Below are 15,668 nucleotides of genomic sequence, written 5' to 3'. Positions count from 1 at the left end.
TTGTTCTCTCCACGTGCAGGGTTGGTGTTGGTACAGCAGGGGGCGATCAATTCGCCTCTAAAAGGGGATCGAGCGCACGCACATGCTCGACTTGCCAGCCAAGCGGAACCACGTCCCCGACGGCGAGCCCGGGATCGAGCTCAGCAATCGGCTGTTTCACGAAGAAGTCGTTCTTGCCGCAGACTTCCAGGCGAACCCGGACGTGGTCGCCCAGATAGATGAATTCCGCCACCCTCCCTGAGAAGCGGTTGACACATTGTTCGCTTGCGCCGTTGAGGCTGACCCGCTCCGGGCGGATCGACAGGGTCACCGGCTCGCCGGGCTGGCCGACATTGACCGCCAGCGCCTCGACCTTCTCGCCACGCCCCAGCTCCACCAGGCAGCGGTCGCCGGTCTGGCTGTGCAGGCGGCCGCTGAGGCGATTGTTCTCGCCGATGAAGTTGGCGACGAAGGTGTTCTTCGGCTCTTCGTAGAGCGTGCGCGGCGGGGCGATCTGCTGGATCTCGCCTTGGTGGAACACCGCCACGCGGTCGGACATGGTCAGGGCTTCGCCCTGGTCGTGGGTCACGTAGACCACGGTCACGCCCAGGCGCTGGTGCAGGTGCTTGATCTCCATCTGCATGTGTTCGCGCAGTTGCTTGTCCAGCGCCCCGAGGGGTTCGTCCATCAGCACCAACTGCGGTTCGAACACCAGCGCCCGGGCCAGTGCCACCCGCTGCTGCTGGCCGCCGGACAATTGCGCCGGGTAGCGTTGGGCGAAGGTGTCCAGCTGGACCATGCTCAGCACGCGCTTGACCCGGTCGCTCACGTCGCTCTTGTTCAGGCCACGCACGGTCAGCGGGAACGCCAGGTTTTCGGCGACGGTCATGTGGGGGAACAGTGCGTAGTTCTGGAACACCATGCCAATGTCGCGCTTGTGCGGCGGCACATGGTTGATGGCGCGCCCGGCCAGCTGGATTTCACCGGCCGTCGGGGTTTCGAACCCGGCGAGCATCATCAGGCTGGTGGTCTTGCCGGAGCCGGACGGCCCGAGCAGGGTAAGGAATTCGCCTTTGCGGATGTCGAGGTTGAGGTCCTTGACGATCAGGTTCTCGCCATCGTAGCTCTTTTGCACACCACGAAAGCTGACCAGCACATCGCTGGCCCCCGCGCTTGAATCGACCTGGCTCATACCCGCACCTTTTGTATTGATGACTGCTTGTGAATCAAGCCTAGTGGAGCCTTGTCCCCGCGCAAATCGGGGCGCAGGAGAGAATCGCCTCAGACGGATGGAAGAGTCGGGGTAGGGATTGCCCTACACGGATGGCGGGATTGGATAAGAGCAGTGGCGAGTTTGAAGCGGCAAGCTGCAAGCAGGGGCGAAAAGCGCTGTCGGGGTGTGTCGCAAATGGGTATGCCAACCCACAGAACCTGTGGGAGCGAGCTTGCTCGCGATTGCGCAGTGTCAGCCGACATCAATATTGAATGTGCCGCCGCTATCGCGAGCAAGCTCGCTCCCACAAGGGGAAAGTGCGGACGTTAGAGCAGCTTGTGCTCCATCGCATACTTCACCAGCTCGGCCAGCGAGGTGATGTTGAGTTTCTGCATCAGCCGCGCCTTGTGGGTGCTGATGGTCTTGCTGCTCAAGGCCAGTTGCTGGGCGATGTCGTTGACGTTGGCGCCATGGGCCAGGCGCTCGAAGACCGAGAACTCGCGCTCGGACAACAACGAGTGCAGAGGGCGGGTGTCGGTCAGGCCGACTTCGAACACCATGCGATCCGCCAGCTCCGGGTCTATGTAGCGACCGCCGGCCGCCACTTTGCGAATCGCCATGAGCAGCAGGGCCGGGTCGCTGTCCTTGGTGGCATAGCCCGCGGCGCCGACCTTCAGGGCGCGCGCGGCCATTTGCGCCTCGTCGTGCATCGACAGCACCAGGATCGCCGGCGGGTTGTTCAGCGCACGGATCCGCGGAATCGCTTCCAGGCCGTTGACGCCCGGCATGGAAATGTCCAGCAGCACGACCTCGCAGGGCACCTGGCGCAGGATATCGAGCAGTTGCTCGCCATTGCTTGCTTCGCCCGCCACCACCAGGTCCTTGGCCAGGCCGATCAATTGCTTGATGCCTTCGCGCACGATGGTGTGGTCTTCGGCTACCAGTACACGGATCACGGTTTTCTCCTGTTCAGAATCGTTCGCGAGCGGCCTCGCTTCCCCATGGATAGCGCCCCACACCGTCCTGTGGGAGCGAGCCTGCTCGCGAAGGGGCTTTCAGCTCTCGTCCAACGGCACCCGGACCGCGAGTGTGGTGCCCTCCCCCGGCTCACTGTCCAGGGACAATCGCCCGCCCATGATCAACACACGCTCGCGCATGCCCACCAGGCCAAAGGATGTCGGCCGACCAGTCGCTGCAATGAATCCTACACCGTCGTCGCTGACGGTCAGGCACAATTCATCGCCTTCGCGCGCCAGCGTCAGCTCCACGGTGTGCGCCTGGGCATGGCGCATCACATTGGTCAGCGCTTCCTGGAGAATCCGGAACAGGCCGATGGCCTTGGCGTCGCTCAGGGGCGGCAGATTGTCCGGCACCTGCACCAGGCAAGGAATCTGCGTGCGGGCCTCGAAGCGCCGGGCCTGCCATTCGATGGCCGAGGCGATGCCGGCGTCGAGGATCGGCGGCCGCAAGGCCGTCGCCACGTCCCGCACCAGTTGAAACAATTGGGCGATCAGGCGCTTCATGCTGTTGAGTCGCTCCTGAAGGCCCGGATCCAACTGCGCGTAGGCCAGTTCGCACATGGATGTTTCCAGCTTCAACACCGTCAACATCTGCCCCAATTCGTCGTGGACTTCCCGGGCAATGCGCGCCTTTTCCTCTTCCCGCACGCTTTCCAGGTGCGCCGACAATTCGCGCAACTGCTCCCGGGAACTGGCCAGTTCCAACTCGATGCGCTTGCTGTCGGTGATGTCCCAGACAATGCCGTCCCAGACGTAGGCACCGTCCTCGAGACGCCGAGTGATCGCCTTGATCTCGGCCCAGCGCTCCTGGCCTTCGCGGGTCAGGATGCGACCCTGCCACGACCAATCACTGTCGCTGTCCAGCGCCTGGTCCTGGGTGCGGTGGTAACTGGCCTTGTCCTGCGGATGCACCAGGCTGCGCAGCCCGGTATCGCTGCGGGCGAGGGTCGCGGGGGAATACCCCACCAGGCTCTCGCTGCCTTCGCTGATGTAGGCAAAATCGATCTGGCCGCTCCCCGGGGCCCGCTCCAGGCGAAACACCAGGCCCGGCACGTTGGCGGCGATGCCCTGCAAGCGCGCCTCGCTTTCGCGCAGGGCCGCCAGTGCACGTCGACGCTCGGTCACGTCGTTGAGGTAGACCACCAGGTATTCGGCATCGCGAAAACGCAGGAAGCTCAAGGACACGTCGGCCGGCAGGATGCTGCCATCGGCTCGCACGCATTCGGTCTCGAAACTCAGCGGCTCGCCCTCGCTGGCGCGGGCGCGCTTCCACAGGTTCAGCCAGCGATCCATGTGCAGGCCCGGCTCGAAGTCGATCAGGGGCCGGTCGATGATGGCGCCAGGGGCATAGCCGAGCATGGTTTCGGCGGCACGGTTGGCATAGCGCACGTGGCTATCCCAATTGACCCAGAGGATGCCCACCGTGCTCTGGTCAATGGAAAACTGCGTCAGGCGCAAGGCTTCCTCGCTGGCGGCTCGCTGGGCGATGTCCTCGCGCGCGGCCCGCAGGCGACGCTCCAATGCACGCTGCTGGCGACGTTGCCAGAAGACAATGGCGATGCAGCTCAATGCCAGGGCCAGCATCAGCAGGGTGAGGTTTTGCCAGAAGCCCGGGGTCTCGGTCAGGCGTGGGTACTTGGGCTTGAGCCAGCGACTGTGCAGTTGCTCCAGCTCCTTGGCCGGAATCGCTTGCAAGCCGCTGTCGATGAGCTCGGCCAGTTCCGGCCAGTCCCGGCGCGTGGCCACCCGCAAGAGCTGCGGCAGGCCGATGTCGCCGACCACCACCAAGCCGGCGAACTCCGGCTCGACCATCAGCCTCCCCAACTGCGCCTCGTCGACCACGGCGTAGCGGGCCTGCTGGCTGAGCAGCAACTGCAGGGCCTCGCGCTCCATCGGCACACCTTGCAGGTTCAGCATCGGATAGGTGTTGCGCAGGTAATCCGCGGTGGCGCTGGGCATGCGCACGGCCACGCGAACCTGGGGATCGAGTTTTTCCAGCTCCACGCCCTCGGCGCCTTTCTGCTCGCCGACGATCAATTGCGGCACGCGCATATAGGAATCGGAAAACTGCCAGAGCCGAAGCCCGCTCGGCGACTGGGTGAGGCCCGGCGCGACATCCACCTCGCCGTCCCGCAGCGCCGCTTCCAACTGGGCGGTGTCCTGGAAGTTGCGCCAGCTCAGCTCCACATTCAACGCCTTGCCCAGCCACTGCATCAGCTCGACGTTCGTGCCGGACAAGCGTTGCAGGCGCCGGTCATATTGCGCATAGGGGGCCTGCAATACCAGGCCGACCCGCAATTGCGGGTGCTGCGCCAGCCACTGGCGCTGTTGCTCGCTGAGCTGGACCCCGTTCGTCGGTGGCGCGGGCGCGGCCCACGCCATCAAGGGAAGCCACAAACAGCCGATAACCCACAGGCAGCAAAAACGCATCATCGAAGTCTCATGCACTGACAAATACTGACCAACCCATTAGGCTGCCGGAACCACTTCTGGTCATGGAATATCCGATGCCCTCTGTTTACCGCCTGGCCTTGCCAGCATTGTGCCTGTCGCTGATCCTGCCGGGGTCCTTTTCTGCACAGGCCAGCGAACCGGCTCCCGCCGCTGCGGAGCAACCGGCCGAAAAGCCCGTCGAGCGCCAGCCGCTGCTCGAGCGCAGCCAGGAAGACGCCACAGCCCTGGAACGAACAGTGCCTGCCCAGGAGCAACAGTCGCTGCAAACCGGCGGCGACACTTTCCTGGCCCTCTGGAAACCGGCCAACAGCAGCGACCCGAAAGGCGCGGTCATCCTGGTCCCCGGCGCTGGCGAAACGGCTGACTGGCCGCACGTCATCGGCCCACTGCGCAAAAAACTCCCGGATGTGGCGTGGAGCAGCCTGAGTATCACTCTCCCCGACCTGCAAAGCGACGTGATCGCGCCGCGGGTGGAAACACCCCCGGAAACCAAACCGGCCGACACCGCCGCCGCGGCACCGGATGCCACCACGGCGGCGCCGATCGAACAAGTGGCCGGGGGCGAAGCCGACGCGGTGGATCCGGTAGTCGCCGAAACCGGTGAAGAACACGCCAAGGCCGATGCCGAGCGCATCTTCGCCCGCATCGACGCGGCCCTGGCCTTCGCCGAACAGCAGAGTGCGCGCCACATCGTGCTGCTGGGCCATGGTACCGGGGCCTATTGGGCCGCGCGCTACCTGAATGAACGGCAACCGCCGCAAGTCGAACGCTTCGTGATGGTGGCAGCCCAGGTCCCGCCCGCCGCCAAGCCTGGCCTGGCCGAACTGACACCGACCCTGAAACTGGCGACCGCCGACCTTTTCTACATGGACAAGCCGCTGGACCGCAACGCGGCGCTGGAGCGCTTGCAAGCGAGCAAACGCTTGAAGGACTCGACCTTCAGCCAAGTCGCCCTCAAGGCCCTGCCCAATCTGGCGGCGGACCAGGAGCAATTGTTTCGTCGGGTCCGGGGCTGGTTGAATCCGCAGAAGGCGGGGGAGTAAGGCGCACGCCTGCTCACGTGCAGCACTGTCGTGGCAAGGGGTTGATTCCTTCGCCACGACGGTTTCTAGCGGAAATCCCGCCGTTCCCGAATCAGCCGATAAGCGTTGTGCAGCTCCCGGGTCTTGTCGGTGGCTTCACGCACCTGCAACGGCGTGGCCCCGCTGCCGGCGACCTTGTCCGGATGGTGGCGGCTGAGCAAGCGCCGGTAGGCCCGCTTGATCTGCGACGGCTCGCTGGTGGCCGAGACCCCCAGCAGCCGTAGCGCCTCCTGATAGGTCACGCCGCTGCTGGGCAACGACAGTTTCTGCGGTTCGTAGTCCGCCGCCAGCGCCTTGACCTGCTGCGGCGTCCAACCCAGCCACTTGCCCCAACGGTCGATCAGCTCACGCTCGTTGTCGCCGGCCCGACCATCGGCCCAGACCATCCGCCAGCACGCGCGTAACAGACCCTCCGCCGCATGGGGCTGGACGGCCAGGCGACGCAGGTAGCCACGCAAGTGGACGTTTTCCGACTTGCCACGGTTGAAGGCCGCGATGGCCCGTCGCTGCGCCGGCTCACTCAGGTCCAGCGCCCGCATTTCCTGGCGCGCCTGCTGGATATGGCCATCGACCACACGCCCATCGCTTTTCGCCAGGCGCCCCAGCAGGACGAACAACAGCTCATCATTGCGCAGCGCCGGACGACCGCCGAGGCGCTCACGTACCTGCGCCCAGTCGTGCAGGTTCAGGCGCCGATCCAGCGCTTGCCCCAGCAACGCGCCGAGCATGGCCCCCGGGATGCTGGCTATGGCATAGCCCGCCCCGGCTCCAATCAGAGTCCCTGGCCACCACATATCAACCGCTCGCTTCTATCAAGGTTTCGACCTGCGCCAAACGTTCGTGAGTACCGACATCGACCCAATGCCCTGCCAGGCGTTCGCCACTGACGCGCCCCTCGGCCATGGCCTTGCGCAGCAACGGTGCCAGCCTGAACGCGCCCGCCGTGCAACCGTCGAACAAGGCCGGATGCAGGACCGCGATGCCGCTGTAGGTCAGTTTGTCGGCAGCCGAGCCATCATCCTGAACCTTTCCGTCGACCAGATTGAAATCACCATCCGGGTGATGCTCGGGATTGTCCACCAGCACCAGGTGCACCAGGTGCGCCAGCCCGTCCAGCGGCTTGCGCAAGGCGCTGAAATCGTAGTCGGTCCAGACGTCGCCGTTGACCACGACAAACGCCTCGTCGCCCAGCAACGGCAGCGCGCGCAAGATCCCGCCGCCGGTCTCCAGCGGCTCGCCTTCGGGTGAATAACGGATACTCAGGCCAAAGCGCGAACCGTCCTGCAGGTGATCCTCGATCTGCTGGCCGAGCCAGGCGTGATTGATCACGACGTCGGTGAACCCGGCCTTCGCCAGCGCCCGCAGGTGGTATTCGATCAAAGGCACGCCGCCCGCGCGAATCAGCGGCTTGGGGGTGGTGAGCGTCAGCGGGCGCATGCGTTCACCCTTGCCCGCCGCCAGGATCATCGCCTTCATGCCGTGGCTCCTGACGATGGGCGCAGGCTGCCGAGCAGCTCGGCCAGGGGTGCCAGCTCGGGACGACGGGCGATCACCGCTTCTATATAGGCAAAGAAGCGCGGCACATCGCCGAGGTAACGGGGCTTGCCATCACGGTGGCAGATGCGCGCGAAGATCCCGATCACCTTGAGATGGCGCTGTACCCCCATCAAGTCGCTGGCCCGCAGGAAGTCTTCGAAATCCGGTTGAACGGGGATGCCGAGGGCGCCGGCCTGCTGCCAATAGTCTTGCAACCAACCGCGCACGCGCGCTTCGGGCCAACTGAGGAATGCATCCTTGAACAGGCAGGTCACGTCGTAGGTGACGGGGCCGTAGACCGCGTCCTGGAAGTCCAGCACGCCGGGATTCGGCGCACTGAGCATCAGGTTGCGCGGCATGTAGTCGCGGTGCACCAGCACTTTCGGCTGGGCCAGGGCGCTATTGATCAGCAGGTCGCTGGCCTGCTGCCAGAGCTGTTGCCGGGCCCCATCGAATTCGATGCCCAGCTCACGCTTGACGTACCACTCGGGAAACAGCTCCAGCTCACGGCGCAGCAACGCGACGTCGTAGCTTGGCAATGGCGCCACCATGGGCAGTTGCTGGAAAGCCAACAATGCTTGCAGGGCATCACGGAATAAATCGTCGGCATTTTCGCCGTTGATCACGTCCAGGTAGGTCTGGTTGCCCAGATCATTGAGCAAAAGAAAGCCGCGTTCGAGGTCTTCGGCATAAATTTTCGGCACGTTGATGCCGGATTTCGCCAGCAAAAAGGCGATGTCCACGAAGGGTTTGCAGTTTTCCTGGGGCGGTGGCGCGTCCATCACGATCAGGCTGCGGCCCTCGCCTTCCCAGCGAAAGTAACGCCGGAAACTCGCGTCGCTGCTGGCCGCGGTCAACGTGGCCGGGGGTACGGCGCCCCAGCCCTGTCGGGCGAAAAGGATCGGCAGTTGTTCATCGAGCCAAACTTTAAGGTGTTGCAGGCGTACATCTTGGTCGGGCATTGCAAGGGTCTCCGACGGCGCTAGCCGTCAAGCGGGTCATGCTTTATTATCCAGCATCTTTTTCAGACCATCGAGAGGCGTGCGGCCCACACCGCGGGCAGATGGCACGCAGGAAGCCCGGACTAATAAGATGGCATTGAAATCCCCCGCGTTTCGTAAAAAATTTCCGTTGCTGGTCACCGGCAGTCTGCTGGCCCTGCAACCCCTGGCCTCTTCATTCGTCGTCGCGGCGCAGCAGTATGACTGCTCCGTCTCCGCTTCGGGTGCCTGGGACTGTGCACCGAAGACGCCGGCCGCTGCATTGCCGCCGCGCCCCGTGCACGACGGCAGCGCCGTGTCTTCCAGCAGCGACGCTGCGGCCGAGAACGGCTCGGTCGAGGAGGCCGGCGAGAAGCCGATGCTCGTCACCGAGGCCAAGGGCCGTGGCCTGAAGTCGCGCAGTGAAGACTACAGCCACCTGGACTGGGTTCCACGGGAGAACCTCACCCCCGCGCAATTGGCTGAAACCGGCCCCTACTGCTCCGGCGCCTACATCGAGCCGTCCCGCCCTGGCATGAACGACAAGACCGCCAAGAGCGACGCCCCGACCTTCCTCGGCGCCAAGGCATCGCGCTATGAGCAGGAACAGCAGGTGGCGACCCTAGCCGGTGACGTGGTCATGCGCCAGGGCAGCATGCAGGTCGAGGCCGACGAGGCCAACCTGTACCAGGCCGAGAACCGTGGCGAACTGAGCGGCAACGTGCGCGTACGCGACAACGGCGCACTGATCGTCGGCGACCACGCCGATGTGCAGCTGGACACCGGCGAGGCCAAGGTCGACAACGCCGAATACGTGATGCACAAGTCGCGCATCCGCGGTAACGCCCTGTACGCCAAGCGTGCCGAGAACGCGATCATCCGCCTCAAGGACGGTACGTACACCACGTGCGAACCGAACAGCAACGCCTGGACGCTCAAGGGCAACAACATCACCCTGAACCCGGCCACCGGCTTCGGCACCGCGACCAACGTGACCCTGCGGGTCAAGGACTTCCCGGTCCTGTACACGCCGTACATCTACTTCCCGATCGACGACCGTCGCCAGTCCGGCTTCCTGCCGCCGACCATCGGCAGCGGCAGCGACACCGGCTTCCTGCTGGTCACCCCGTACTACTTCAACCTGGCGCCGAACTACGACGCCACGTTGTACCCGCGCTACATGAGCAAGCGCGGCCTGTTGATGGAAGGCGAATTCCGCTACCTGACCAAGTCCAGCGAAGGTCAGTTCGGTGCCGCGTACCTCAACGACGAGGATGACGATCGCAGCAAGCAGACCGACTACAGCAAGACCCGCTACATGTACAACTGGCAGCACAAGGGCGGTCTTGACTCCCGCGTGCTGACGGAAGTCGACTACACCAAGATCAGCGACCCGTACTACTTCCAGGACTTGCAGACCGACCAGATCGGCGTCGAGTCCCGGGACTACGTGAACCAGCAGGGCGCGGTCAGCTACCGGGGTGACACGTACGTCGCTCGCCTGAATGCCCAGGCCTACCAGATGGCGACGATCTCGAACATCACGCCGTATGACCGCTTGCCGCAAATCACCTTCAACGGCTTCCTGCCACAGCATCCGGGCGGCTTGGACTTTGCGTACAACACGGAATTCGTGCGCTTTGATCGGGATTTGAGGACTGGCAGGTATAAAGATAAGGATGGTGGCCCGTTCAATAGCGACGGGACAATTGGAACGCCATTCCTGGATACCAATGTAAGGGGCCTGGCCCGCGCCACCGGTGACCGAATGAACCTGGCGCCGGTCATGAGCCTGCCAATGAGTACTAGCTATGGCTTCATCAAGCCATCGCTCAAGTATCAGTACACGCGGTATGACCTGGATCTGGATAGCCAAGGCAAGCAGAATATCGCTGACCAGAATGCCGAGGGCGACCGCCTGAACGGCACCTATAGCAGTACCCAAAGCCGCGGAGTTCCAATCGCCAGCATCGACAGCGGCCTGTACTTCGACCGGGACACCCAGTGGTTCGGCAAGAACTACCGCCAGACCCTGGAACCTCGCCTGTTCTACCTCTACGTACCGGAGAAAGACCAAAGCGACATCCCGGTCTTCGATACCAGCGAAAGCACCTTCAACTATTCGTCGCTGTTCCGGGACAACCGCTTCAGCGGCTCCGACCGTGTCGGCGACGAGAACAAACTGTCGCTGGGCGTGACCAACCGCTGGATCCAGGAAGACGGTTTCGAGCGCCAGCGCATCAGCGTCGGCCAAGCCTTCTACTTCAAGGATCGCGAAGTCCAACTGCCGGGCATCGACTTCAAGACGCGTGATGACGCTCACTCCAGCGTCTCGCCGTATGCCCTGGAATACGAATACCGCTGGAACCGCGACTGGCGCACCACGGCCGACTACAACTGGGACCCGGACACCCACAGCCCACGCTCGGGCAGCGCGATGTTCCACTACCAGCCGGAAGACAACCCGAACAAGGTCATCAACGCCGGTTATCGCTATCGCAACGACCTGGTCCGCTACGACCAGACCACCGGTCGGTGGCAAGTGGGCGGCGGCGACTACGGCACGCCGGGCACACCTGGCTACGTGAAGGACTACTACAAGATCAAGCAGCACGACTTCTCGGTCATCTGGCCGATCGTGCCGCAGTGGAACGCCATCAGCCGCTGGCAGTATGACTACAACCGCAATCGTACCCTGGAAGCCTTCGGTGGTTTCGAATACGACAACTGCTGCTGGAAACTGCGCGTGATCAACCGTTACTGGGTCGACTACGACGAATACAGTCAAGACGCCCCGCAAAACGAAAAAGGCGACCACGGCGTCTTCCTCCAAATTGTTCTGAAGGGACTCGGCGGCCTCACCGGCGCCAAGGTAGAGAGCTTCCTCGACAAAGGCATCCAAGGTTATCGTGAACGTGAAGACCAAGCTTTCTGATTGTCTGCGCCCGCTGATGCTGGGCGCGCTGTTCCTAGGCACCGCGGCCAACGCCGCGGTTCAATCCATCGACAAGGTGGTGGCCATCGTCGACAACGACGTGGTCATGCAGAGCCAACTGGACCAGCGCGTCCATGAAGTGCAGCAAACCATCGCCAAGCGCGGTGGCGGCTTGCCGCCTCCGGGCGTGCTGGACCAGCAGGTGCTGGAGCGCCTGATCGTCGAGAACCTGCAGTTGCAGATCGGTGAGCGCTCCGGCATCCGCATCACCGACGAGGAACTGAACCAGGCGGTCGGCACCATTGCCCAGCGCAACAACATGAGCCTCGAGCAGTTCCGCGCCGCCCTGGCCCGTGACGGCCTGTCCTACGAGGACGCCCGTGACCAGATCCGTCGCGAGATGATCATCAGCCGCGTGCGCCAGCGACGCGTGGCCGAGCGCATCCAGGTGTCCGAGCAGGAAGTGAAGAACTTCCTCGCCTCCGACCTGGGCAAGATGCAACTTTCCGAAGAACTGCACCTGGCCAACATCCTGATCCCGACCCCGGAAAGCGCCAACTCCGAAGCCATCCAGAGTGCCTACCGCCAGGCCATGGACGTTTACCAGCAACTCAAGCAAGGCGCTGACTTCGGCCAACTGGCCGTCGCCCGTTCCGGCAGCGAAAACGCCCTGGAAGGCGGTGACATGGGCTGGCGCAAGCCTGCCCAGTTGCCCCCCCCGTTCGACCGTGAGTTGAGCGCCATGGCCGTTGGCGACATCACCCAGCCTGCGCGTACGCCCGGCGGTTTCATCATCCTCAAGGTGCTGGAAAAACGCGGCGGTGGTACCCAGGTCCGTGACGAAGTGCATGTTCGCCACATCCTGATCAAGCCAAGCGAGATCCGCAGCGAAGCCGAGACCAAGCGCCTGGCGGAGAAGCTCTACGACCGCATCGAAGCGGGCGAAGACTTCGCCGAACTGGCGAAGAGTTTCTCCGAAGACCCGGGTTCGGCCCTCAACGGCGGCGACCTCAACTGGGTCGACCCGAACGCCCTGGTGCCCGAGTTCCGCCAGGTCATGGCCGAGACGCCGCAAGGCCAATTGTCCAAGCCGTTCAAGAGCCCGTATGGCTGGCACGTCCTGGAAGTCCTCGGCCGCCGCGCCACCGACAGCACCACCCAGGCGCGTGAACAGCAGGCGATGACCGTACTGCGTAACCGCAAATACGACGAAGAGCTGCAAACCTGGCTGCGCCAGATTCGCGACGAAGCCTATGTCGAGATCAAACTCCCTGGTGCAGACCAGGCAGCGCAGTGAAACCCAAGCGTTTCGCGCTGACCCCCGGCGAGCCCGCCGGCATCGGTCCCGACCTGTGCCTGCTGCTCGCCTCGCAGCCCCAGCCACACCCCCTGATCGCCATCACCAGCCGCGATCTGCTTCTCGAGCGGGCCGCGCAGCTGGGGCTGGTCGTCGACCTGCTGCCCGTGACGCCGCAGGCCTGGCCGGACGTCCCGGCGCCCGCCAACAGCCTGTATGTCTGGGACACGCCGCTCGGCGCCCCGGTCATCACTGGCCAGTTGGACAAGGCCAACGCCGGGTTCGTCCTGCAAACCCTGACCCGCGCCGGCCAGGGCTGCCTGGACGGCGATTTCGCCGGCATGATCACCGCCCCGGTGCACAAGGGCGTGATCAACGAGTCGGGCATTGCCTTTTCCGGCCATACCGAATTCCTGGCGGACCTCACCCATACCGCGCAGGTGGTGATGATGCTCGCCACCCGCGGCCTGCGGGTGGCGCTGGTGACCACTCACCTGCCCCTGCGGGACATCGCCGACGCCATCACCCCGGAACGCCTGGAACGGGTCACGCGCATCCTGCACGCCGACCTGCAGGAAAAATTCGGCATCGCCCGGCCACGCATCCTCGTCTGCGGGCTCAACCCCCACGCGGGTGAAGGCGGGCACCTGGGCCGTGAAGAAATCGACATCATCGAACCCACATTGGAACGCCTGCGCAGCGAAGGCATGGACCTGCATGGCCCGCTGCCGGCCGACACTCTGTTTACCCCCAAATATCTGGAGCACTGCGATGCAGTGCTGGCGATGTACCACGACCAGGGCCTGCCGGTGCTGAAATACAAAGGCTTCGGCGCTGCGGTCAACGTGACCCTGGGCCTGCCGATCATTCGCACGTCCGTGGACCACGGCACCGCCCTGGACCTGGCCGGCAGCGGCAAGATCGACACCGGCAGCCTGCAAGTCGCGCTGGAAACCGCCTACCAGATGGCCGAGACCCATTTATGACCGAGCAATACCAACACCGCGCGCGCAAGCGTTTCGGCCAGAACTTCCTGCATGACGCCGGCGTGATCGATCGCATCCTGCGCTCCATCAATGCCAAGCCCGACGATCGCCTGCTGGAAATCGGCCCGGGCCAGGGCGCCCTGACCGAGGGCCTGCTGGGCAGCGGCGCCCAGCTCGACGTGGTGGAGCTGGACAAGGACCTGGTACCGATCCTCAACCAGCAGTTCGCCGGCAAGCACAATTTCAACCTGCACCAGGGCGACGCGCTGAAGTTCGACTTCAACAGCCTGAACGCCGCGCCGAACACCCTGCGGGTGGTCGGCAACCTGCCGTACAACATCTCCACGCCGCTTATCTTCCACCTCCTGAGCAACGCCGGCCTGATCCGCGACATGCACTTCATGCTGCAGAAAGAAGTGGTCGAGCGCCTCGCCGCGGGCCCTGGCGGTGGCGATTGGGGACGCTTGTCGATCATGGTCCAGTACCACTGCCGGGTGGAGCACCTGTTCAACGTCGGCCCGGGGGCGTTCAACCCGCCGCCGAAAGTCGACTCGGCCATCGTCCGCCTGGTTCCCCACGCCGTCCTGCCGCACCCGGCCAAGGACCATCGCCTGCTCGAGCGGGTGGTGCGCGAAGCGTTCAACCAGCGCCGCAAGACCCTGCGCAACACTCTGAAGCTGTTGCTCGGCAGCGCCGAGATCGAAGCCGCTGGCGTCGACGGCAGCCTGCGGCCCGAACAGTTGGACCTGGCGGCGTTCGTACGCCTTGCCGACAAGCTCAGCGAACAGATCGCGCCAAAAGCCGACGCCAACTGACGGACGATGGGCGCTATCGGGTAGGACGCCGCTCTGGTCTACTACCCGATACTTGGCCTAGACTGATTCCTTCAGCCACGCCCGCGTCCCGCTTCGTTTTTAAGGCCTTTTTGCATGTCCGATCCTCGTTATCAGGTCGACGTCAGCGTCACCACCCGTTTCCTGGCAGAACAATCGCAGCCCGAGCACAACCGTTTTGCCTTCGCCTACACCATCACCGTGCGCAATAACGGCTCGCTACCGGCCAGGCTGCTGTCGCGGCACTGGGTCATCACCGACGGCGACGGCCATGTCGAGGAAGTCCGTGGCGAAGGCGTGGTCGGCCAGCAACCGCTGATCGACGCCGGCAAGAGCCACAACTACAGCAGCGGCACGGTGATGACGACGCGCGTCGGCACCATGCAAGGCACCTACCAGATGCTGGCCGAAGACGGCAAGCGCTTCGACGCCATCATCAAGCCCTTCCGCCTGGCGGTGCCCGGAGCCCTGCACTGATGGCCACTTATGCGGTGGGCGACCTGCAAGGCTGCCTCGACCCGCTCAAGTGCCTGTTGGAACGGGTTGCCTTCGACCCGCACAAAGACACGCTGTGGCTGGTGGGCGACCTGGTCAACCGCGGCCCGCAGTCCCTCGAGACACTGCGCTTTCTCTACGGCATCCGCCAATCGCTGGTGTGCGTGCTTGGCAACCACGACTTGCACCTGCTGGCGGCCTGGCAGAACGTCGAGCGCCTGAAGAAATCCGACACCCTGGATGAAATACTCGCCGCCCCCGATTGCGTCGAGTTGCTGGAGTGGCTGCGCCAACAGAAACTCCTGCACTATGACGAGCAGCGCAACCTGGCGCTGGTGCATGCCGGCCTGCCGCCGCAATGGTCCCTGCGCAAGGCACTCAAGTGCGCTGCCGAGGTCGAGCAAGCACTGCGCGACGACAACCTGTTCGGCCCCTACCTCGACGGCATGTACGGCAACGAGCCGGTCAAGTGGAATAACGACCTCACCGGCGCCGCGCGCCTTCGGGTCATTACCAACTACTTCACCCGCATGCGCTTCTGCACCGCCGAAGGCAAGCTCGACCTCAAGGGCAAGGAAGGCATCGAGACCGCGCCCCCCGGCTACGCGCCCTGGTTCAAGCACAAGACGCGCAAGACCCGGAACCTGAAGATCATCTTCGGCCACTGGGCCGCGTTGGAAGGCCAATGCGACGAGCCCGGCGTCTTCGCACTCGACACCGGCTGCGTGTGGGGCAGCGCGATGACGCTGATGAACGTCGACACCGGCGAGCAACTGCGTTGCGATTGCGACGAACAGGGCCACGCCAAAACCCCTCCCCCGACCACCGCCTCACAGCCGGCCAGCACGGCGCCATGATC

At 64.0% G+C, this 15,668-nt stretch carries 13 protein-coding genes; 7 read left to right on the top strand and 6 right to left on the bottom strand.

The window, feature by feature from the left end; all coding sequences use genetic code 11:
• Positions 1 to 46: 46 nt before the first annotated feature.
• From Q6A48_RS06390 to Q6A48_RS06380, 3 genes are all read right to left on the bottom strand, one after another.
• Positions 47 to 1,171: an ABC transporter ATP-binding protein gene (locus Q6A48_RS06390; RefSeq protein WP_053151300.1), complete on the bottom strand. Its 1,125-nt coding sequence runs from the start codon at positions 1,169 to 1,171 to the stop codon at positions 47 to 49.
• Positions 1,172 to 1,518: 347 nt separating this feature from the next.
• Positions 1,519 to 2,148 (bottom strand): response regulator, encoded by a 630-nt coding sequence (locus Q6A48_RS06385; protein WP_304552751.1) that lies wholly within the window; start codon positions 2,146 to 2,148, stop codon positions 1,519 to 1,521.
• A 99-nt stretch (positions 2,149 to 2,247) separates the two neighbouring features.
• A complete protein-coding gene (locus tag Q6A48_RS06380) occupies positions 2,248 to 4,644 on the bottom strand; it encodes a PAS domain-containing sensor histidine kinase (protein ID WP_304552750.1) in 2,397 nt (798 codons plus the stop codon).
• Positions 4,645 to 4,718: 74 nt separating this feature from the next.
• Here Q6A48_RS06380 and Q6A48_RS06375 point away from each other — a divergent pair, with 74 nt between their 5' ends.
• Positions 4,719 to 5,708 carry an alpha/beta hydrolase family protein gene (locus Q6A48_RS06375; protein WP_304552748.1) on the top strand — a complete coding sequence of 330 codons (990 nt, stop codon included), beginning with the start codon at positions 4,719 to 4,721 and terminating at the stop codon, positions 5,706 to 5,708.
• A 65-nt stretch (positions 5,709 to 5,773) separates the two neighbouring features.
• On the opposite strand, the gene Q6A48_RS06370 is transcribed toward Q6A48_RS06375, so the two are convergent.
• Genes Q6A48_RS06370 through Q6A48_RS06360 form a run of 3 tightly spaced genes read right to left on the bottom strand, consistent with a single transcriptional unit; the run spans position 5,774 to position 8,245 of the window.
• Positions 5,774 to 6,541 (bottom strand): TerB family tellurite resistance protein, encoded by a 768-nt coding sequence (locus Q6A48_RS06370; protein ID WP_304552746.1) that lies wholly within the window; start codon positions 6,539 to 6,541, stop codon positions 5,774 to 5,776.
• Between the two features lies 1 nt (position 6,542).
• Positions 6,543 to 7,223: an N-acetylmuramate alpha-1-phosphate uridylyltransferase MurU gene (gene murU, locus Q6A48_RS06365; RefSeq protein WP_304552745.1), complete on the bottom strand. Its 681-nt coding sequence runs from the start codon at positions 7,221 to 7,223 to the stop codon at positions 6,543 to 6,545.
• Positions 7,220 to 8,245 carry an aminoglycoside phosphotransferase family protein gene (locus Q6A48_RS06360; protein ID WP_304552744.1) on the bottom strand — a complete coding sequence of 342 codons (1,026 nt, stop codon included), beginning with the start codon at positions 8,243 to 8,245 and terminating at the stop codon, positions 7,220 to 7,222. Before Q6A48_RS06360 ends, murU begins: the two co-directional genes overlap by 4 nt.
• A gap of 130 nt (positions 8,246 to 8,375) precedes the next feature.
• Here Q6A48_RS06360 and Q6A48_RS06355 point away from each other — a divergent pair, with 130 nt between their 5' ends.
• From Q6A48_RS06355 to Q6A48_RS06330, 6 genes are all read left to right on the top strand, one after another.
• On the top strand, positions 8,376 to 11,198 hold the full coding sequence (locus Q6A48_RS06355; RefSeq protein ID WP_304552743.1) for an LPS-assembly protein LptD: 2,823 nt from the start codon (positions 8,376 to 8,378) through the stop codon (positions 11,196 to 11,198).
• Positions 11,179 to 12,495, top strand: coding sequence for a peptidylprolyl isomerase SurA (gene surA, locus Q6A48_RS06350; RefSeq protein ID WP_304552742.1), 1,317 nt, complete (start codon positions 11,179 to 11,181; stop codon positions 12,493 to 12,495). The genes Q6A48_RS06355 and surA overlap by 20 nt, the downstream gene beginning before the upstream one ends.
• On the top strand, positions 12,492 to 13,481 hold the full coding sequence (gene pdxA, locus Q6A48_RS06345) for a 4-hydroxythreonine-4-phosphate dehydrogenase PdxA (RefSeq protein WP_304552740.1): 990 nt from the start codon (positions 12,492 to 12,494) through the stop codon (positions 13,479 to 13,481). Before surA ends, pdxA begins: the two co-directional genes overlap by 4 nt.
• The gene (gene rsmA / locus Q6A48_RS06340) at positions 13,478 to 14,296 is read left to right on the top strand and encodes a 16S rRNA (adenine(1518)-N(6)/adenine(1519)-N(6))-dimethyltransferase RsmA (RefSeq protein ID WP_304552738.1); all 819 of its coding nucleotides are present in this window, start codon (positions 13,478 to 13,480) and stop codon (positions 14,294 to 14,296) included. The genes pdxA and rsmA overlap by 4 nt, the downstream gene beginning before the upstream one ends.
• A 114-nt stretch (positions 14,297 to 14,410) precedes the next feature.
• The gene (gene apaG, locus Q6A48_RS06335; protein WP_304552736.1) at positions 14,411 to 14,791 is read left to right on the top strand and encodes a Co2+/Mg2+ efflux facilitator ApaG/CorD; all 381 of its coding nucleotides are present in this window, start codon (positions 14,411 to 14,413) and stop codon (positions 14,789 to 14,791) included.
• Positions 14,791 to 15,666 (top strand): symmetrical bis(5'-nucleosyl)-tetraphosphatase, encoded by an 876-nt coding sequence (locus Q6A48_RS06330; protein WP_304552735.1) that lies wholly within the window; start codon positions 14,791 to 14,793, stop codon positions 15,664 to 15,666. Before apaG ends, Q6A48_RS06330 begins: the two co-directional genes overlap by 1 nt.
• Positions 15,667 to 15,668: the final 2 nt, after the last annotated feature.

The sequence above is a fragment of the Pseudomonas citrullilanati genome (assembly GCF_030580855.1).
GTDB classification, from domain to species: Bacteria; Pseudomonadota; Gammaproteobacteria; order Pseudomonadales; family Pseudomonadaceae; genus Aquipseudomonas; species Aquipseudomonas citrulli.
This window is presented reverse-complemented; position numbering and strand designations above follow the sequence as displayed.